Below are 18,224 nucleotides of genomic sequence, written 5' to 3' on the forward strand. Positions count from 1 at the left end.
TCGTCGATTGAAGCTGACGCGGCAGATGGAAATTTAGACAAGTGAAAGGGGCGGATAATTATTGTGGATTATACTAGTCACACCAGATGACTTCTTCTGTCTCCAGCGCGGTCCGCACCATCTCATCAATCTTCTCTTCCAGTTTTGTCTCGGACTTATGAATGATGTTTAAGTTCGGCTTCGTTACCGGATGCTTTGCAACAAAAATGGTGCAGCAGTCCTCAAATGGCTGAATAGAGGTCTCAAAGGTGCCGATCTTCTCGGAAATATCAATGATCTCCTGCTTGTCAAAACCGATCAGCGGGCGGAATACCGGCATGGTGCAGACCTCATTGGTAGCTGCCAGGGACTGTACGGTCTGGGAAGCCACCTGACCAATGCTCTCGCCGGTGATGAGGGCCAGGGAATCACTCTTCTTCGCGATCTCCTCAGCAATCTTCATCATATAGCGGCGCATGATAATGGTCAGCTCCTCATGCGGGCACTGCTCGTAAATGTACAGCTGAATGTCGGTAAAGTTTACCACATGCAGCGGAATCGGGCCGGAGTAGCGTGCTACCAGCTTTGCCAGATCCACAACCTTCTGTTTTGCGCGGTCGCTGGTGTATGGCGGAGCATGGAAGTAAACCGCGTCGATCTTCACGCCGCGCTTTGCGATCATGTAGCCTGCCACCGGGCTGTCGATGCCGCCGGATAAAAGCAAGGTTGCCTTTCCGTTGGTTCCCACCGGCATGCCGCCCGGACCCGGGATCATCAGGGAGTAAATGTTCACAACTTTGCGGATTTCCACATGCACCAGAACGTCCGGATGGTGCACATCTACGGAGGTCTCCGGGAACGCGTTTAAGATTACCTCACCGAAATCGCAGTTCATCTGCTCGGAACGCACCGGATAATTCTTGTCCGCGCGTCTGGAGTCTACCTTGAACGTAAAATGCTTGTCCGGGTAAACCTGGTCGATATAATCCACAACGACCTTCTTTAAATTCTCATAATCCTTATCTTCCAGCTGGAGCATCGGACAGATCCAGGCAATGCCGAATACCTTTTTTAAGGCATCGATTACTTCGTCGTAATCGTACTCGCTGAGAGCCTGCACGTAGATACGTCCGGACTCCTTGGAGGCAATGAAGGAACCCTCCACTTTTTTGAGCGCGTTCTTGATCTGTTTGATGAGCGCGTCCTCAAACAGGTAACGGTTCTTGCCCTTGGTACCGATCTCTGCGTACTTAATCAAAAATGACTGGTATACCATACTTTTTCCTTTCTTATCCTCTCTGGTAACGGCGCAGGACCGGAACCAGCTCCTTTAATACATCAATGGTGTAATCAACTTCTTCTTTTGTGTTAAACATCCCAAAGCTCATGCGGATGGTGGAATCCAGAAGCTTCTGGGCCACGCCGATGCCCTTTAAGGTTCCGCTGATACCCGGATGATTGGAGGAACATGCGGAACCGGAAGAAACGTAAACACCTTTATCCTCCAGCGCATGCAGAAGCACCTCGCTGCGCACGCCCTCAAAGCTGACGCTGACGATCTGCGGTGCGCTTGCCTCGCCCTTTTTGCTGTTAATGACCGTTCCTTCAATCTCACCCAGGCGGTCCGTCATGTAATCCTTCAGTTCGATGAGTTTCTGTATTTTTTCCGCGTGGTTCGTGTACATCTCTTTTGCTGCAGCGCCAAATCCTGCCACACCCGGAACATTCTCAGTGCCGGAGCGCAGGCCGGCCTGCTGGCCTCCGCCATAGATGAGGGGTTTAATCTTCACGCCGTTACGGATGTATAAGAATCCCACACCCTTCGGTCCGTGAATCTTATGGCTGCTGACAGAAAGCAGGTCAATGCCCTGCTTTTTCGGGCGGATGACATACTTGCCATAAGCCTGAATGGCATCCACATGGTACAGAGTGGACGGGTTCTTTGCTTTGATGATCTTTGAGATCTCCTCCACCGGTTCCACAGCTCCCACTTCATTGTTCACATACATGGTGGAAACCAGGATGGTATCCGGGCGGATGGCCTCCTCCAGTTCCTTCAGGCTGATATGGCCGTCGTGGTCGACCGGAAGAATGGTCACCTCAAAGCCAAGCTCCTCCATCACGCCCAGTGGATTGTAGACGGACGGATGCTCGATGGAGGTGCTGATGATGTGCTTTCCCGCTCTCTGATTCGCCCAGGCTGTACCGATCAGGGCCATGTTGTTGGACTCGGAACCGCCGGAGGTAAACAGGATTTCCTTTTCCTGCACCTTCATGGTATCCGCGATGATCTTTCTCGCGTCGCGGATGTACTGCTCTGCCTCCATGCCCTTGCGGTGCTTGGCAGCCGGATTGCCGTAGTCCTCTGTCATTGTTTTCACCACAATGTCCCTTACACTGTCGAGGACCTTTGTGGTAGCTGAATTATCAAAATATGCTTCCATTCTATCTCCTATAACCTATAACACTTACTGCTCTAACTGGAACATCAGGATAGAAAGCATGGTCATGCCCGCGGTCTCGGTCCGCAGGATGCGCCGTCCCAAAGTGATGGGATGAATGCCTTCCGCCATGGCTGTTTCCACTTCCTCTACGTCAAAACCGCCTTCCGGGCCGATAAAGATACCCACACGCATGCCGGGCTTTACCTGTTCCAGAATGGCTTTGGTTTCTTTCATGCCCTCTGCCAGCTCATAGGGGATCAGATTCACGTCAAACCCTTTCGCGTAGGCAAAGGCCTCTTTCATGGTCAGTACGCTGTGCACCTGCGGGATCATCATGCGGCCGGACTGTTTGGCCGCGCTCTCCGCAATGGCATTCCAGCGTTTTAACTTGGACTCCTCTTTCTTCCGGTCCAGCTTCACCACCGCGCGGCGGGTTGCCACCGGAATGACCTCATGTACGCCCAGCTCCACAGCCTTCTGGATGATAAGCTCCATTTTATCACTCTTAGGCAGGCCCTGGAACAGATATAATTCTGCCGGAAGTTCGCTTAAGTCGGTGTCTTCTGTCAGGATTTTTGCCCGGATCTCATCCTCACCGATGGTTTCCAGCTCGCAGATATAGCTGCGGGAAATACCGTCACGGATTCCCACCTGCTCTCCTGCCTTCATCCGCAGGACATTGCGGATATGGTTCACGTCCTGACCGGTGATCACGGCATAGCCATCCATGATCTGCGCCGGTGTTACAAAAAAATGATACACGCTGCTGCTCCTTATTTTCTGCGGGCGGTGATGGATACCCAGTCGCCCTGGTAAGTAGTTTCCACGATTTCAAGCTCCGGATTGGCGTTCATGGCGTCTTTGACGTCCTGCTCCTTGGTGTTAATGATGCCGGAGGTAATGAACATGCCGCCGTGCTTGATGTGTTTGCAGATCTCACCCTGCAGCATGATGATGACCGGAGCCAGAATGTTGGCTACCGCAATGTCATAGCACTCGTAACCGGCCTGGTCCTGAATGTTCTTGTCATCAATAATGTTGCCCTGAACCACATGGAAGCGGTCTGCCGGAATGTTGTTGGATTCCAGGTTCTCGCCCACGGCCACGATGGCATTCTCGTCCAGATCGGTGCCGAATACACTCTTTGCGCCCAGCTTTAAGGCCGCAATACCCAGAATGCCGCTGCCGGTTCCCACATCAATGATCTCAGAGTCCGCATTCACATACTTGCGCAGCTGGCGGATGCAGAGCTGGGTAGTCTCATGCATGCCGGTACCAAACGCGGTACCCGGATCGATCTGGATGAGCAGCTTGTCCTTGTGCTCCTCCGGGATGGTCTCCCAGGTTGGCTTGATGAGGATGTCATCTACGGTAAACGGTTTGAAGTACTGTTTCCAGTTGTTGATCCAGTCCTTATCCTCCGTCTCGGATACGCTTAAGGTGCGCTCGCCCACGTTCACAAACTCCGCAATCTCATCGAGGCCTGCGTTCACCTGATGGATGATATTCTCCAGATTGCTTAAATCTTCCACATAAAAGCTAACCTTTGCGGTGCCGTCATCCGGCGGAAGCTCCGGAAGGATGTCGATGAACATGCCCTTGGTATCTGCGTCAGACAGCGGTACATTGTCCTCGATTTCAATGCCCTCAATGCCGATCTCGTCCAGCATGCTGCTGATGAGGTCTACAGCCTCGGTCGTGGTCTTTAAGGTAAATTTGGTCCACTTCATAGAAATTCTCCTTTTATTGATATGTACATTATGATCAGATTCCCATTAAAATCTTTACAAATAAAATAACCAGCACCACCAGGATCAGCGGACGGACAATTTTCTGCCCGTTGCTCACTACCAGGCCGGATCCAATGTAATGACCGGCAATGCAGAACACGGCTGCTGCCAGCCCCAGGCCATAGTAAACCGTTCCGTTAAGCAGAAAGTTCGCCAGAGCCATCACGTTGGAGGTCAGATTGAGCACCTTGGTCAGGGCCGATGCCTCGCGCACATTCAGATGCGCGGCTCCGGTCAGTACCAGCAGGTAAAAGGTTCCGGTTCCCGGCCCGTAAAAACCATCGTACATGCCGATCACAAACGATGCCAGCACACTGATGAAAAGCACTGCTCTGGATGAGAGCTTCGTTTTTCCGTCATCCGCTCCCATATTTTTGTTGCGCAGCACATAAAAAGCCACAATTGGCAGCACCACCATCATCATATGCTTGATCACGTTGTCGCTCACCAGAAGAGACAGGCTGGAACCGATATAAGAACCCAGCAGCGCTGTCAGGCAGGCACACACGGCTGTCTGGATCAGGTTTTTTCCCTTCAGATATCCATTTTTCAGATACCTCCAGGTGGAAACACTGGTTCCCAGCGTAGACGACATTTTGTTGGTGCCAATGGCAAAATGCGCCGGAACTCCGGCAATGATGTAGGCCGGAAGGGAGATCAGTCCGCCTCCCCCTGCTATGGAGTCAACAAATCCCGCCAAGAATACCAGCGGGCATACGATCAGATACTGTAACATTTTTCTCTCTTTTCTCTCTTTTCTCTCGTAAATTGGCAAAATGCCACGGATACCAATATAACATAGAATCCGCGGCATGACAAGTTACCAATATGCTGTATTTTTTATATCAGATCGCGTTTCCGGACTTTTCCGCTCTCATTTTTCGGAAGTGCTTCCAGAAATGTGATTTTCTGCGGGATCTCACTGGCAGAAAGCTTTCCGGCCAGATGGGCGCGCAGCTTTCGTTTTATTTCCTGCTCTGGCTGCTGTCCCTCCGCTTCCGTGCCTGCTCCGGCTGTCGGTGGGTCCAGAACCACCCAGGCCATCAGCATATCGTGACCACCTCTGGAGGCTGCTTTCACCGCAGCCTCCTTCACGCCTGGCACATCCAGCAGGGCATTTTCCACCCGCACGGATGAAACTTTTCTTCCATTCATATTGCAGATATCATCCCGGCGGCCGTCAAAGTAAAGGTTGCCCGCCTCGTCCCAGTGGCCGTAGTCTCCGGCAAAGGCATCCGGGTCCGCGTCTATCACTCCACAGGGCGTTGTCACATGGATCTCACCGTCCTCCAGGCGAATGGCAACTCCCGGGAAGTTTCTGCCGATCAGAGTCTTATCCTCCCCCATATCCCGGCCGTGCACATAACTTACATAGCTCAGTTCGCTGGCTCCGTAATACAAGATCAGGTCTGCCTCCGGGAATACCGCCTGAACTGCCCGCGCCTCCGCGCCGCCAAAGCTCTGGGAACCGCTTAAGATCAGCCTGATGTGCTGGTTCTTCCGTTTTTCTGGTTCCCGTTCCCGCTCATACACCTGCTTTAACGCCCGCAGCTTTGCCGGGATCAGATAAATTCCGTCTGCCAGGCACGCTTCCAACTGGCGTTTCCAGAGTCTCGGATCAAACACATCGCAGGCAATCACTGCTGCTCCGGCAGAAAGCTGCCCCAGATACAGGTTCAGATTACCGGTAAAGGCCAGGCTTCCCTGGGCGAAAAGGCGGCTTTCTGAATGAATGCCAAAGATCTGGTTCTGGGTTGCAAAATATCCGTACCAGCTCTCAAAGGTACGGAACAACAGCTTTCCGCTCCCGGTAGTGCCGGAGGTCATGACTGCCATGCAGGCGCCCTCCGGAATTTCTATTTCAAAAAAAGTGTCCGGAACTGTCACGTCACCCGGAACAATCAGAGGCACTGCCCCGGTTCCCTGACAGGCCAGAAAGGATGTAAGCTGCTTCAGGATGGACTCTTCCCGGATCACAACAAGCTGCGGTTTTCCATTTTCCAGATGGAACTGCTTTTGTTTTTCCAGCGCCAAATCCGCCAGATTTCCATAAGTATAAACATGGTCAGAAAAGAGCAGGGCCTCCCGGTCCCGCTCCACAGACTGAATCATTTCCAGATAATTTGTCAACATATTCTTTGCCTTCTTTCACATCTGTCCACCTGTTTTATATCCGCTCCACCAGAATTGCGCTGCCGATGCCGCCAGCCGCCGCCACGGAACAGATGCCGTAATGCCCGTCGCAGGATTCCAGGGATTTCAAAAGATGCAGAAGAAGCAGTGTTCCTGAAACTCCATAAGGATGTCCATAGGCCAGGGCGCCGCCAAACCGGTTGTAGCGTTCTCTCGTTCCCGGGAAGGCCCGCTCAAACAGCACATCAATCACCGCAAAGGCTTCATTTACCTCAAAGGCATCGATCTGTTCATAAGCAAGCCCGGTCTTTTTCAGCAGCTTTTCCACCGCCAGAACCGTGGTTTTCGGACTCATAAGGGGATCACCGCCCACGGCGGTTCCAAAACGCAGCACCGCAGCCGGTGTCAGGTTATGGCGTTTTCCGTACTCTTCCGAGCAAAGCGCCACAAAGGCCGCGCCATCGTGCATGAGGCAGGCATTGGCCGCATGGATCACGGAACCGCCCGGCAGAAGATAAGGCAGGCGGTCAATGAGTTTCTGGTTCATGGAGACACGGATGCCCTCATCTTTCCGGCTTCCTGCCACCGATACCTGGATGTCCGATAAAATTCCCTCCTGGGCGGCTTTCGCAGCCCGATGGTGGCTCTCCAGCACCCAGAAGTCCTGTTCTTCTTTCTTCACCTGCTCCGATATTGCGGTGCGCTCTGCTCCTTCCAGCATGACCTGCTCACCCTGCTGCCCCGGTACAAACTGCGCCACGGTCCAGACCTTGTCATTCTCATAGTTCGGATGGTTCGGATTCCACATCCGGAGTGGCTGGGTGGATGAGCTTTCCATGCCGCCTGCAAGAACCAAATCTGCCAGTCCGCTCTCGATCTTCGCCGCTGCCTGTGTGACCGCCTCCAGGGCAGAACCACACTGCAGATCCAGGGTTACCGCCGGAACCTGCTGATCAATGCCCGCAGTCAATGCCGCCAGGCGAGTCATATTTCCGCCCCCACCCACCGCGTTTCCGCCGATGATAAAGTCGATATCAGGCTCCGCAAGCTGGTATTTTTCAATGACAGCCCTGAGCACCTCCGCCCCCAGGACCTCTGCCGGTACATTCCGGTACATCCGGTCTTTCACACCGATAAAACTTCGCATTCCGCCAAGAATCCATACCTTTTCCATGTTCCTTCTCCCTGTTTCCAGACTGTGGATTGTTTCTTTAAAACTGCGGTACAACACGGCGCAGAATCTTTGCAAGACCTGCTGCCACGAAACACTTCACCACATCCAGCGGAATAAACGGAATCACTGCCTGCACCATAATGGCCGGCCACGGCTGGTTGGTCACTACCTTCATCTGAACTGCGCCAAACAGGTAGATTACCGGAATTCCCACAAAAATCAGAAATGCGGTCTGGGCCTTTAAATTCTTTACTTTCCGGCAGAACAGGGAAATGAGGATGGCTGCCACTGCGTTGCCGTAACGGTATCCGCCGGCCGGTCCCAGAAGCTTTCCGAGAGATCCGCCGATTCCCAGAACACTTAAGAGGATCCAGCTTGCCATGATTGCCACGATCTGAAGCGGAGCAAACAGCATGCCGATCAGATTGACTACCAGGGTCTGGGCCGTGATGCTGGCAGTGGAAAATGGAAGCGGAATCTTTATGTAAGTGGAAACGATCAGCATGGTCGTCATCAGTGCCATGGTGGTGATTCCAAATGTCGTCCAGATTGTCTCTTTCTTTGCCGTTGTTCTGGCTGCTGTGTTCATAATTGTTCTCCTCCTTCGTCCTTCTCCTGCAGCTTCATCTGCAGGATGCGTCCCCGGTCCGTGAAAAGCTCCACAGTCCGGCTGTGTTCTCCTGTTTTCTGTTCCACCAGCTTTGCCGGTTCTTTGCACCGGAGAGGCAGGTAAAACCGGACCGATGCCCCGCTACAGTCCCCATATCCTTCCAGGATGCGGTTCACCATGAGAAATCCGGGAACCACAGCCGCTTCACCGCGGTGAATGGGGTTACTGTCCCCGGAAGCATGCAGGTACGCTCTTATTTCTTCCAGCGTTACCAGAAGCACTCCGCCTGTTTCCTGATGAAGTTTCGCTTTCACGGCCTGCTGTTGTCTCTCCGCTATTGCCTGACCGGGATCCAGTCCCTTATCCAACCGCTGACTTCCGGCAGCTTCCGGTGCTGCTCTGTCTGTCCCGTTTTTCCCTTTGAGAGCTGCGCCTGCAAGCATCACCCTAAGCTGGTCTCCCGTTGCCGGATTTGCAACTTCCACCTCCACTAACCGCTGGTCCGAGCGCAGCACATCAAGATGACAGCCCTGCTGCAAATGCTCAGGTGCTTCCACTGGTTTTCCTTCCCTTCCAAATGAAAAATGACATTTTCCGATCATCCAGCCCCGGTATCCGGGAAGTCCGGAAAGTGCTTTTTCCAGCACCATCAGCCGTTCCTGCTGCATTGCTTCGTCTCCTTTCCGGTATTTTTTCCTGCTAAAAACGATCCCAGTATAGCAACCCCCGCTCCAATTGTCAACCTGAAATATTTTTATAGTTAACAATTATCTTATTCCTTATCTTCAGGGAATACCGCCTCATGAATTGCTTCCGAAATGGTATAGCTTAAGCTTCGGATCCGCTCATCAATATCCGGCGGCGTCACATAAAGGTTTCCAAACTCTGGTGCCAGAAGTTCCCGGATCAGAAGATACTGTTCCTCCGGATCCAGCCCTTCCACATAGGTTCCAAGTCCGCACGTAGCCCGATTCTTTTCCAATGTCCCGGTCATGGCATCCACCGTATCATACACAATAGCCGCCGCCCCCACTACCGTCGGGACTCCAACTGCCAATACCGGAATGCCCAGGCTTTCCCTGGTCAGACTTTTCCTGTGGTTTCCCACACCGGAACCAGGATGAATCCCCGTATCGGTAAGTTGAATGGTCGTTCCCAGACGCCGGATGCTGCGGGCCGCCAGGGCATCCACCACGATGAGAAGATCTGGCTTCGTCTCCTGTATAATTCCCTTCAGAATTTCCGCTGTCTCCATCCCAGTCTGTGCCATGACTCCGGGTGCAATGCCGCTTAAGACCGGAAGATTATGCTTTTTGCAAAATTCGTTTCCGTATTCTGCCTGCAGGTGCCGGGTCATCTGCAGGTGGCTCAGCACCTTCGGTCCCAGGGCATCCGGCGTCACATCCTGGTTTCCCAGGCCTACCGCCAGAATGTTCAGCTTCGTCTCTCGCTTCCCGGTCATCTGCCGGATCAGGGTGCGCAGATATCCCGCCAGTTCTGCGGATACTTCTTCATGGTAACTCTCGTCCTTTTTGGCCAGGACATCCGCCTCCAGAGTCAGGTAAGTTCCCACAGGTTTTCCCATGATTCCGGCTCCATGCTCATCCAGAATCTTTACCTCCGTCATGCGGATATCCGAATGGCTCTCCCGCCATTTCCGCAGGGAAACACCGGAGATTTCCCCGCCATCTCCCGGGAACCGCTCCTGTTCCTCCACGGCAAGGTCCGTGCGGACCTCGAAATCCGAATAATTCCTGGGATCCGGTTTTTTCTGCTTTGCTTCTTTATTTCTTCTCATTATGCGTTACCTCTTTTCCATATCTGCATGCGCTTCATTCTTTTCCAGGACATGTTCTTTTCCCGCTTATTCTACGCCTGCCGCATTCCACTTTATCAACTCGATTTTCCTTATTTTTTCGCAAAAATAAGCAATTTATGTATTGACATTTTGTGCCGGATTAGGTAGAATGCAATAGTATGTTTACATTGAACTGTCCGTGTCCAGACTTTGATGCAAACCAAAGACTATGAATAAAATTTTTGTTTAATTGGAGGTGCCCAGATTGGCTAACATTAAATCTGCTAAAAAGAGAATCTTAGTAAACGAGACCAAGGCTGCAAGAAACAAAGCTATCCGTTCTAAAGTGAAAACCGCTTGCAAGAAGGTAGAGGCTGCTGTAACCGCTGCTGATAAGGCTGCTGCACAGACCGCTTTAGTTGCTGCTATTTCCGAGATCGATAAGGCTTGCACCAAGGGTGTATACCACAAGAATACCGCTTCCAGAAAGGTTTCCCGCCTCTCTAAAGCTGTAAACGCAATGGCTTAATCATAAGACTGGAATATTATAAATGATCATAAAAAGCTTCGGTTCCTGGGTGTGTGGAACCGGAGCTTTTTTGTTATATATCGATTATGTTTTGTGCATTTTCACGTTTTTTCTTTAAATTCTTTGTGTTCTTTTGACATTGTTTTTCAATAATCCCCACGATAAAGTTAAACGCGTAACAAACAAGTGTACCTTGACATCATATTACAAGCTGTTTAAAACATAGCCTTGATCAGGCAGTATACCAGACTTATATCATATGCAGGGGTTTCCCTCCGGCATCTGAGAAGGCTGGGGGAGTATGTCATGTAGGAGGTATTTATTTATGACACTGCTGATCAAAAACGTAAAGTATCTGGTTACCTGTGACGACGATAACCGCGTGCTGAAAGGGGTGAATGTTTACGTCGAAGATGGAGTTATCAAATCCATCGGAACCGATGTACAGACAGCGGATGATGTGATCGATGGGTCTCATATGGTGATGTATCCGGGGTTGATCAATACCCACCATCACTTATATCAGACATTCAGTCGAAACTTACCCGAAGTTCAGAACATGGAATTATTCCCATGGCTTAAAACTTTATATGAAATCTGGAAAAATTTGAATCCGGACAGCGTTTATTACAGTTCCTTAACCGGAATGGGCGAGCTGTTAAAAACAGGATGTACCTGTTGTCTGGATCATCATTATGTGTTCCCGACCGGAACCGGCATGGATCTGCTGGATTCCCAGTTCGCTGCTGTTGACGCCCTCGGCATGCGTTTCCACGCCACCCGCGGAAGCGCTTCCATTCTCGGACGTGATGACATCGGCCAGATTGCCGAAGGCATGGCCGCAGACTTCTTTATGATCAACATGGACCGCCTGGCCCTGACCGGAGCACAGTTTGATGTCAGCTCAATGCTGGGCACCGTTGGTTTTAAAGGCAATGTCGATTACACCGTAGTAAACGGCAAGGTCGTTGTCCGCGAAGGACGCCTGACCGGTGTTGATGAGGATAAGATCACCGAAAAAGCAAACCAGTGCGTAACCCGCTATCTTGGCCGGTCTTAATGGAATTCAGCAAGAAAGGAAGTTTCATATGAAATCAGGGTTTGTCAATAAAACCCGTTTTGCTGATGCGGCGCAGGGTGGTCGATTCTACCCGACGCTAACATTCAGCCTGGTAGTGTGTGCTGAATTTGATGAAAGTCTCTGCTGCAGGATTAAGGAACAGATACAAAACCGGCTCTGCGCTCCTTTTGATATTGACGGAAAAACTCTGTATGTTGGTTCCAGCTGTGGATACGCCGCCTATCCCAATGATGCATCTACTGCTAATGAGATCCGTATCCTTGCAGACCAGCGTATGTATACGGAAAAGGAAAAGCATCACATGTTCAGCAGTTTAAGCAGCTCATCCACTGGAAGTGGTCTGGAAAAATAATATCCCTGGATCATATCTACACCCCATCTTCTTAACAGACTCATTTCCTCTTCTGTCTCTACTCCTTCTGAAACTATGCTGTAACCCATCCGGCGGAAGGTTTCAACAATACTCTGATAGAACATGGCACGTTTTTTATCATTACATATATCAAAAAGAAGGGTTCTATCTATCTTGATGGCAGAAAATGGCAGTCTCATGACTGTATTCAGGTTTGCATATCCAGAACCAAAATCGTCCAGACACAGTCTGACCCCGGCAGCCATAAACCCATCTATTACCATTCCTAATCCTGCATTGTATTCTGTAGCAACCGTTTCTGTGATCTCAAACTGTATCCAGTCATGGTGGATATCCATATCATCCATCATACGGATAAAATGGCTACTGCAGTCACTGCGCATCAAATCCAGGGAAGATAAATTTACTTTTATATTAAAAAGCTTCTTCATCAGATCCCGGTGTTCATTTATAAACATACAGATGCGTTTAAATTGCAGATCTGTAATCTGTTCGATCATATGATTTTTTTCTGCGATCTGTATAAAAACATCCGGTGCGATCCAGCCCAACTCCGGATGATGCAGACGGCTTAATGCTTCCAGTGTAACAAAATCATTTTTCGCTGTAGAATAAACTGGCTGATAATATACTTCAAAAAGATCCTGGGCAATAGCCGTGTGCAGATACTGCTCTACTTTTTTATTATATAAAAAGCCATCCATGGTCTGCTGATCATCCTGTATCACCTCTATCATGCCATTTTGCATAGATAATGATTCCAGATACTCTGCATATTCCAGCATCAGCCCGCTGGTACCAAGCTTTTGCCCATGGACGATCCCACTGAGAACCACAGGCGTTGCAGGTTTACTGCTGTCTGCATCCAACTGCATATCTGTTTCAAACATCTTCTTTATCTGGGTAATATAATACTCATACTCCGGCAATGACATAGTCAGAACTAAAAAACGTTTTCCCGTAATACGGAAAACCCGGTTTCCACACAGTTCTTCCAGTTTTTTTGCTGTAAGCTGCAGAATATAATCACCGCCTTCAACTCCGGCAACTTTATTGATATGCTTTAGCTGGTAAAGGTATATTGTGATGATATGGAAGGATTTTCCTGCTGCGATCAGTTCATCGCTCCTTCTGGTAAGATAAAGGTGATTATATACTCCTGTAAGGCTGTCCCGGTTCGCATTTGGATTATTGATAGTAAGAAACAGAGTCAGTATTCCAAGACTCATGCCAAAACCTGTCATCAGCAGAGGGGAATGCAAAAGCTGGATCACCACCCCGCATCCGCACAGGATCAGGATATCCAGGATCACCTTTATTTTCTGAGGGCCAAATTCTTTTCTCCAGGAGATAACAAGGATCAAAATCACTGCCAGATGGAAAAGAGCACTGTAATACATCAGTCTGTACCATGGTCCTTCCACATATCCGGCTGATACATCAAAATAAAACAGTTTTTCAGTAAAGGGATTGGTAAGCACAATACTGGCCAGTAAAATAGTTGCAATACCAGCCAGCAGCATCTTTTTCACCGAGATAAGCTTATTATCGTGCAATGTCATAATATAACAAAGAAGCGTATATGGAAGCAATGCCTGAAACAGATAAAAAATAGTTGTAGTCACCACTGCAGCCAGGCCAAAATCCCCATCTCCTGAAGTTATATAATAATTGCTTACTAATTCAGCGATCACATCCAGGATCCCAATAACTGCAAAGAAAAGAAATACCCTGCTATTTAAATCCTCTGCCCTTTTCTGATCCAGGAAATTTCTCAATACCAACAGCAATATGACCACTGCTGCGATCAAAAAATCTGCATTATACATCATCATAAATAGTCCCCTTTGTTCTTTGCAGCATGTGATCTGCCTGACGTTTCCAGTCACTTACTGTATTTCGTGTCCCATCCTCATTTTTCAGATAACCATATCCGAATTGTAAAGAAATATAATACCTGTTTTCCATTTCCTTTTTCACTTCATTTTCAAGGAGGCATTCCAGCTCCTGCGGCTGTATCTGGGGATCCATTACGATCACTGCAAACTCCGTACCGCCAATGCGGAAACTTTCTATCTTATGCCTCTGGTCACTATCTGCTGCCTTTTGGATACACCGGGCTGTCTGGATCACTGATTCATCTCCTGTCTTCAGTCCGTAGACATCGTTGATCTGTTTCAGTCCTGTTATCTCTATAAATAAAAGCAGTGCATTCTCAAGCCGGAGCTTTCCTTCCTGGATCTCTTTTATGTATTTTTCAAATGCTTTCCTGTTTTTTAATCCAGTCATTCTGTCTTCCATTGACATTTTTTCATAGACCAGCTGCTCCATCCTGAACTGACTGTCTCTGGATGTTTTTTGCAGCAAATGCCAGAACAGGATCGATGTATATAAAAAGATTCCTGCCTGAAAGACCATATCATACCAGTAGATTGAATATACCCAGTATAAAATAAGGGCTGTCACACCGCTGACTCCCAATGTAGCAAATGCCCTCAGGCAAAACAGAATTTCTTCCGCTTCACTTCTTTTGTATTCTTTCCACAGAAGATAGATCATGGATATAACCCCGGAAAACAGCATAATGTGTGTTAAAAACAGCATATGCACAAATGGGATATGAAACAGGATATTTAGTATTCCCTGTAAAATGGCATTTCCATAAAGAAGGAAGATCCACACCTGCGGGACCCACCGTACTTTCTCACTTATTGTATTCTGCACAAACCAGAGCATTGGAACTGACATAAGAATAAATGCATAAAAAGAAAGAACCATCCCAACAGCACCATGATTTCCGTACATCTGATAAAAACCTGAGTCCAGATAACACCACAGGCCACAGATGAACATAAACAATGATGCATCCAGAAAACGCTTTTCAACAATATGATGGGCTTTCATATACCAGAAAACAATAGCAGAAACAATTCCCGTTCCCCACATTCCAAGGATCATGAGAAATGAAAATACAGATTCCTGGAAATGCTTCTGTGCGACTGCCGGAAAGCTTCCTAAAACAGGTGCCTGCATATAAAGGGAGGCTCTGTTATTGCTTTCATAAACAAGGCAGACCGGCTCTTTTCCTGTATCTTCTGTCAGCCACACATCTGCCCACATTTTTCCCTTCATCTGGTCATTCTTCAGAAAATCGTTTTCTTCATACCGGAACAGACACTGTTTTCCCATCCACACTTCCGGCTGATCCTGAAGACCGTTTATTGACAGGACCTTATTTTTATCTTCCAGAGTCAGTGTATTATTATAAAGCATGATCTTTCCATCCTGATCTGCCTTAAGCATGGCAGGAAGATCAAATGCCTCTTCTTTTCCATCTACTATCTGATACCAGCCACTGCTGACAGAACGGATATCTGCCATTTCTCCATCTGCCCCTGAATTCCATAACATACGTATCAAAACCATCAGGATAAAAAATATACAGATTAAACCGGCCCATTCTGTTTTTTTCCACACATTGCTTTTTTTCATGATTACTATTTTCCTCGCGTGAACAGACAATTCCATTTTCCACCCCTTACTTAAAAAATTATAACAGAATCTATATTAATTGTCACCATTTGCAGTGCTGGATTTCATTTTTTCTATCAACGTAAAAAGCAGTAAAACCATATTGTTCTTTCCGGTTTCACTGCTTTTTTAATGCGTTATATGTCTTTATTTACTTTTCGTGCTTTTTGTCCACTTTCTGTATCAGCTTCTCCACGCCCCCAAGATAATGATCTGCAATAGCCTGTTCCACCTGGGCGGTAGTACCTGTTTTACAGGCACTTAACAGTTTTTCGTGGATGAGATACTGCCTTTTGATAACCTGATCACTGTCCACTGCCATATTATATCCCATTACAATATTTCCGTAGTTTAAGTCTTCCCAGGCTTTTTTAAGGCGCATAAAGCTTACAAGATCCAGGATCGCCTCATTCAGCTTCCTTGCACATAAAAATTTATCCTGCGTGTAATGGATCGGTAATTATCGTGGATTATACTAGGCTGTTGCCATCTTCACCCTGGCCGTTGTTGTTACAACCCTGGCAGCAATTCTGTTAAACCAGATCCTGCCACCGGATAACGGCGAAGACGACGAGTAGAGCAAGCATATTCCTTAGAAACTTTTACCGAACATTTTCCTTCATGCAAAAAAGCGTATGGATTCGGTTAACCCCCACGGATCCATACGCTCTTTTATACGTTCTTCATATTAAAATGCTGTTTTACGATTTGTTGTCTGCTTCTGTTTCACACCTGCATCCCAGTTAGGCTGTCTCTTATACGTTAAAACGGAACAGGATCACATCGCCATCTTTCACTACGTAATCTTTTCCTTCCAGACCAACCAGGCCTTTCTCTTTTGCTTTTGCGTAAGTGCCGCAGTCTAACAGATCCTGGTAGTTTACGACCTCAGCACGGATGAAACCGCGCTCGAAATCGGAGTGGATCTTACCTGCTGCCTGCGGAGCCTTGGTGCCAACCTTGATGGTCCATGCACGGGTCTCATCCTCACCGGAAGTCAGGTAACTGATCAGGCCCAGCAGACGATAGCTTGCAGCAATCAGCTTGTCCAGGCCAGACTCACTAAGACCAAGCGCATCTAAGTACTCCTGCTTCTCGTCATCATCCAGTTCTGCGATCTCCTGCTCAATCTGGGCACAGATTACAAATACCTCGCAGTTATTTTCTGCAGCATATTTGCGGACTGCAGCTACATGCGGGTTGGAAGCGCCGTCATCTGCCAGATCCTCTTCTCCTACGTTTGCTGCGAAGATAACCGGCTTACAGGTTAACAGATTCAGGGAATTCACGAAAGCCATCACGTCTTCATCATCATTCTCGTAGGTGGAAGCCAGCTTGCCATCCTCCAGAATTGCCTTCAGCTCTTTCAGGATTTCAACTTCCTTCGCCAGAGACTTGTCGTTGAACGCAGACTTGGAGGTCTTTGCAATACGACGCTCCAGAATCTCGATATCAGAGAAGATCAGCTCCAGGTTGATGGTCTCGATATCGCGGATCGGATCTACACTGCCCTCTACATGGATAACGTTCGGATCCTCAAAGCAGCGAACCACGTGAACAATGGCATCTACCTCACGAATGTTAGCCAGGAACTGGTTGCCAAGGCCCTCACCCTTGGATGCACCCTTTACCAGACCTGCAATATCTACGAACTCAATGACCGCTGGAGTAACCTTCTTGGAATGATACAAATCTCCCAGCAGCTTCAGACGGTTATCCGGAACTGCAACCACACCCACGTTCGGATCGATGGTACAGAACGGATAGTTGGCAGACTCTGCACCAGCCTTGGTCAGAGAGTTGAACAGGGTGCTCTTGCCGACGTTTGGCAGACCCACAATACCTAATTTCATAACAATATATCCTCCTTAGAATACGTGGAAACGTATTTTATCTCAGCTCCTTGCAAAAAGCGAGTTTTGTTCTTGTATACTATAACATAGGAAGAAAAAAAAGTAAATGCGCTGTCCCATTGGCAGAACTAAAAAAGAGAACACCCACGTGCTCTCTTCCATCTATTCCTGCTCTTCTTTTATCTGTCCTTCTGCTTCTTCGTTTTCCTCTTTCTCATACTGCATGACATCTTCTACCCTGCAGTTTAAGATCTCACACAGCATTTCAATCGTATGTGTGGATACATACGCGTTCTTCTTTAGTCGGTTAATCTGTCCGGAACTGACACCATAATTCTTGATCAGCCGGTACTGGGAAACGCCACGCATCTTCATGGTCTCCCAAAGCGGATCATAACTAATCATGCCCGTCCCCCCTGATTTTTCAAATTCCACAACCGCCATATCTGCAGTCGCAGTCTTATTTAATTAAATCAGTTTGTCCGACATCTGTATATTATCCATAAATGGATAATAATATACTTTATTAGGCATATAGCAATTTGAATATCCATTAAAAGGTCCGGAAGTGAAAGAGTCCGTCTCCCTTTATTTTCACATATCGTTGTTTGCTTGCTCTCGCTAACACGCGTTCGCCTGTGTCGGATTAACATCCGCCACATTCGGACGTGTGTGCTCAAGATGCAAACAACCAGATATGCGGAAAATACCGGGAGACGGGCTCATTCACTTCCTACTATATTAGCTCCGCCATGGATAATAACAACACAGCCAGAATGGTATTGATAAAGCCAAAATTTTCAGCTTTCATCAATATCTTTCTGGCTGCGTTATTTATTATCGTAGAAAAGTCAATAACGAAGAAGTTCCGGGGCGGTCATGCAGAACAAGCAGACACATTGGAATTTTCTTCGTGCGCGAGCATAGCG

General features: G+C 48.3%; 18 protein-coding genes. 3 read left to right on the forward strand and 15 right to left on the reverse strand.

Annotated features, from left to right (window positions below):
- Positions 1-73: 73 nt before the first annotated feature.
- The 10 genes from thiI to gpr all read right to left on the reverse strand — a co-directional run bounded on the left by thiI (position 74) and on the right by gpr (position 9,928).
- Positions 74-1,255, reverse strand: coding sequence for a tRNA uracil 4-sulfurtransferase ThiI (thiI, locus tag WMO41_RS14870; protein ID WP_177292656.1), 1,182 nt, complete (start codon positions 1,253-1,255; stop codon positions 74-76).
- 13 nt (positions 1,256-1,268) lie between these two features.
- Positions 1,269-2,423 (reverse strand): cysteine desulfurase family protein, encoded by a 1,155-nt coding sequence (locus tag WMO41_RS14875; protein ID WP_349230426.1) that lies wholly within the window; start codon positions 2,421-2,423, stop codon positions 1,269-1,271.
- Positions 2,424-2,447: 24 nt separating this feature from the next.
- On the reverse strand, positions 2,448-3,185 hold the full coding sequence (locus tag WMO41_RS14880) for a 16S rRNA (uracil(1498)-N(3))-methyltransferase (RefSeq protein WP_177292658.1): 738 nt from the start codon (positions 3,183-3,185) through the stop codon (positions 2,448-2,450).
- 11 nt (positions 3,186-3,196) lie between these two features.
- A complete protein-coding gene (gene prmA, locus WMO41_RS14885; protein ID WP_177292659.1) occupies positions 3,197-4,153 on the reverse strand; it encodes a 50S ribosomal protein L11 methyltransferase in 957 nt (318 codons plus the stop codon).
- 34 nt (positions 4,154-4,187) lie between these two features.
- Entirely contained in the window at positions 4,188-4,949 is a 762-nt protein-coding gene (locus WMO41_RS14890; protein ID WP_177292660.1) for a TSUP family transporter, read from the reverse strand.
- 104 nt (positions 4,950-5,053) lie between these two features.
- Entirely contained in the window at positions 5,054-6,346 is a 1,293-nt protein-coding gene (locus WMO41_RS14895) for an AMP-binding protein (protein WP_349230427.1), read from the reverse strand.
- A 34-nt stretch (positions 6,347-6,380) separates the two neighbouring features.
- Positions 6,381-7,520, reverse strand: a complete 1,140-nt coding sequence (locus WMO41_RS14900; RefSeq protein ID WP_349230428.1) for a thiolase family protein — start codon at positions 7,518-7,520, stop codon at positions 6,381-6,383.
- A 37-nt stretch (positions 7,521-7,557) separates the two neighbouring features.
- The gene (locus WMO41_RS14905; RefSeq protein ID WP_349230429.1) at positions 7,558-8,109 is read right to left on the reverse strand and encodes a biotin transporter BioY; all 552 of its coding nucleotides are present in this window, start codon (positions 8,107-8,109) and stop codon (positions 7,558-7,560) included.
- Positions 8,106-8,798, reverse strand: coding sequence for a hypothetical protein (locus tag WMO41_RS14910; RefSeq protein ID WP_349230430.1), 693 nt, complete (start codon positions 8,796-8,798; stop codon positions 8,106-8,108). Before WMO41_RS14910 ends, WMO41_RS14905 begins: the two co-directional genes overlap by 4 nt.
- 104 nt (positions 8,799-8,902) lie before the next feature.
- Positions 8,903-9,928 carry a GPR endopeptidase gene (gene gpr, locus WMO41_RS14915; RefSeq protein ID WP_349230431.1) on the reverse strand — a complete coding sequence of 342 codons (1,026 nt, stop codon included), beginning with the start codon at positions 9,926-9,928 and terminating at the stop codon, positions 8,903-8,905.
- Positions 9,929-10,193: 265 nt separating this feature from the next.
- Here gpr and rpsT point away from each other — a divergent pair, with 265 nt between their 5' ends.
- From rpsT to WMO41_RS14930, 3 genes are all read left to right on the forward strand, one after another.
- On the forward strand, positions 10,194-10,457 hold the full coding sequence (gene rpsT / locus WMO41_RS14920) for a 30S ribosomal protein S20 (protein ID WP_118534038.1): 264 nt from the start codon (positions 10,194-10,196) through the stop codon (positions 10,455-10,457).
- Between the two features lie 325 nt (positions 10,458-10,782).
- Entirely contained in the window at positions 10,783-11,517 is a 735-nt protein-coding gene (locus WMO41_RS14925; RefSeq protein WP_349230432.1) for an amidohydrolase family protein, read from the forward strand.
- A 28-nt stretch (positions 11,518-11,545) separates the two neighbouring features.
- Complete coding sequence (locus WMO41_RS14930) at positions 11,546-11,890, forward strand: GGDEF domain-containing protein (protein ID WP_349230433.1); 345 nt, start codon at positions 11,546-11,548, stop codon at positions 11,888-11,890.
- Here the strand turns inward: WMO41_RS14930 and WMO41_RS14935 are convergent.
- From WMO41_RS14935 to WMO41_RS14955, 5 genes are all read right to left on the reverse strand, one after another.
- Positions 11,836-13,746, reverse strand: a complete 1,911-nt coding sequence (locus tag WMO41_RS14935; RefSeq protein ID WP_349230434.1) for an EAL domain-containing protein — start codon at positions 13,744-13,746, stop codon at positions 11,836-11,838. The two genes, WMO41_RS14930 and WMO41_RS14935, sit on opposite strands and share 55 nt — an antisense overlap.
- Positions 13,733-15,292 carry a sensor domain-containing diguanylate cyclase gene (locus WMO41_RS14940; RefSeq protein ID WP_349230435.1) on the reverse strand — a complete coding sequence of 520 codons (1,560 nt, stop codon included), beginning with the start codon at positions 15,290-15,292 and terminating at the stop codon, positions 13,733-13,735. Before WMO41_RS14940 ends, WMO41_RS14935 begins: the two co-directional genes overlap by 14 nt.
- Positions 15,293-15,593: 301 nt before the next feature.
- A complete protein-coding gene (locus WMO41_RS14945; RefSeq protein ID WP_349230436.1) occupies positions 15,594-15,824 on the reverse strand; it encodes a hypothetical protein in 231 nt (76 codons plus the stop codon).
- A 373-nt stretch (positions 15,825-16,197) separates the two neighbouring features.
- Complete coding sequence (ychF, locus tag WMO41_RS14950; RefSeq protein WP_349230437.1) at positions 16,198-17,295, reverse strand: redox-regulated ATPase YchF; 1,098 nt, start codon at positions 17,293-17,295, stop codon at positions 16,198-16,200.
- Positions 17,296-17,457: 162 nt separating this feature from the next.
- Positions 17,458-17,700, reverse strand: a complete 243-nt coding sequence (locus WMO41_RS14955; RefSeq protein WP_349230438.1) for a helix-turn-helix domain-containing protein — start codon at positions 17,698-17,700, stop codon at positions 17,458-17,460.
- Positions 17,701-18,224: the final 524 nt, after the last annotated feature.

Source organism: Ventrimonas faecis, from assembly GCF_040096075.1.
Lineage (GTDB): Bacteria > Bacillota > Clostridia > Lachnospirales > Lachnospiraceae > Brotaphodocola > Brotaphodocola faecis.

Excerpts from the sequence above, each read along its gene's own strand:
- thiI (WP_177292656.1), bottom strand. The coding sequence starts at position 1,255 with ATGGTATACCAGTCATTTTTGATTAAGTACGCAGAGATCGGTACCAAG.
- WMO41_RS14875 (WP_349230426.1), bottom strand. The coding sequence starts at position 2,423 with ATGGAAGCATATTTTGATAATTCAGCTACCACAAAGGTCCTCGACAGT.
- prmA (WP_177292659.1), bottom strand. The coding sequence starts at position 4,153 with ATGAAGTGGACCAAATTTACCTTAAAGACCACGACCGAGGCTGTAGAC.
- WMO41_RS14890 (WP_177292660.1), bottom strand. The coding sequence starts at position 4,949 with ATGTTACAGTATCTGATCGTATGCCCGCTGGTATTCTTGGCGGGATTT.
- WMO41_RS14895 (WP_349230427.1), bottom strand. The coding sequence starts at position 6,346 with ATGTTGACAAATTATCTGGAAATGATTCAGTCTGTGGAGCGGGACCGG.
- WMO41_RS14900 (WP_349230428.1), bottom strand. The coding sequence starts at position 7,520 with ATGGAAAAGGTATGGATTCTTGGCGGAATGCGAAGTTTTATCGGTGTG.
- WMO41_RS14905 (WP_349230429.1), bottom strand. The coding sequence starts at position 8,109 with ATGAACACAGCAGCCAGAACAACGGCAAAGAAAGAGACAATCTGGACG.
- WMO41_RS14910 (WP_349230430.1), bottom strand. The coding sequence starts at position 8,798 with ATGCAGCAGGAACGGCTGATGGTGCTGGAAAAAGCACTTTCCGGACTT.
- gpr (WP_349230431.1), bottom strand. The coding sequence starts at position 9,928 with ATGAGAAGAAATAAAGAAGCAAAGCAGAAAAAACCGGATCCCAGGAAT.
- WMO41_RS14925 (WP_349230432.1), top strand. The coding sequence starts at position 10,783 with ATGACACTGCTGATCAAAAACGTAAAGTATCTGGTTACCTGTGACGAC.
- WMO41_RS14930 (WP_349230433.1), top strand. The coding sequence starts at position 11,546 with ATGAAATCAGGGTTTGTCAATAAAACCCGTTTTGCTGATGCGGCGCAG.
- WMO41_RS14935 (WP_349230434.1), bottom strand. The coding sequence starts at position 13,746 with ATGATGATGTATAATGCAGATTTTTTGATCGCAGCAGTGGTCATATTG.
- WMO41_RS14940 (WP_349230435.1), bottom strand. The coding sequence starts at position 15,292 with ATGGCAGATATCCGTTCTGTCAGCAGTGGCTGGTATCAGATAGTAGAT.
- WMO41_RS14945 (WP_349230436.1), bottom strand. The coding sequence starts at position 15,824 with ATGCGCCTTAAAAAAGCCTGGGAAGACTTAAACTACGGAAATATTGTA.
- ychF (WP_349230437.1), bottom strand. The coding sequence starts at position 17,295 with ATGAAATTAGGTATTGTGGGTCTGCCAAACGTCGGCAAGAGCACCCTG.
- WMO41_RS14955 (WP_349230438.1), bottom strand. The coding sequence starts at position 17,700 with ATGATTAGTTATGATCCGCTTTGGGAGACCATGAAGATGCGTGGCGTT.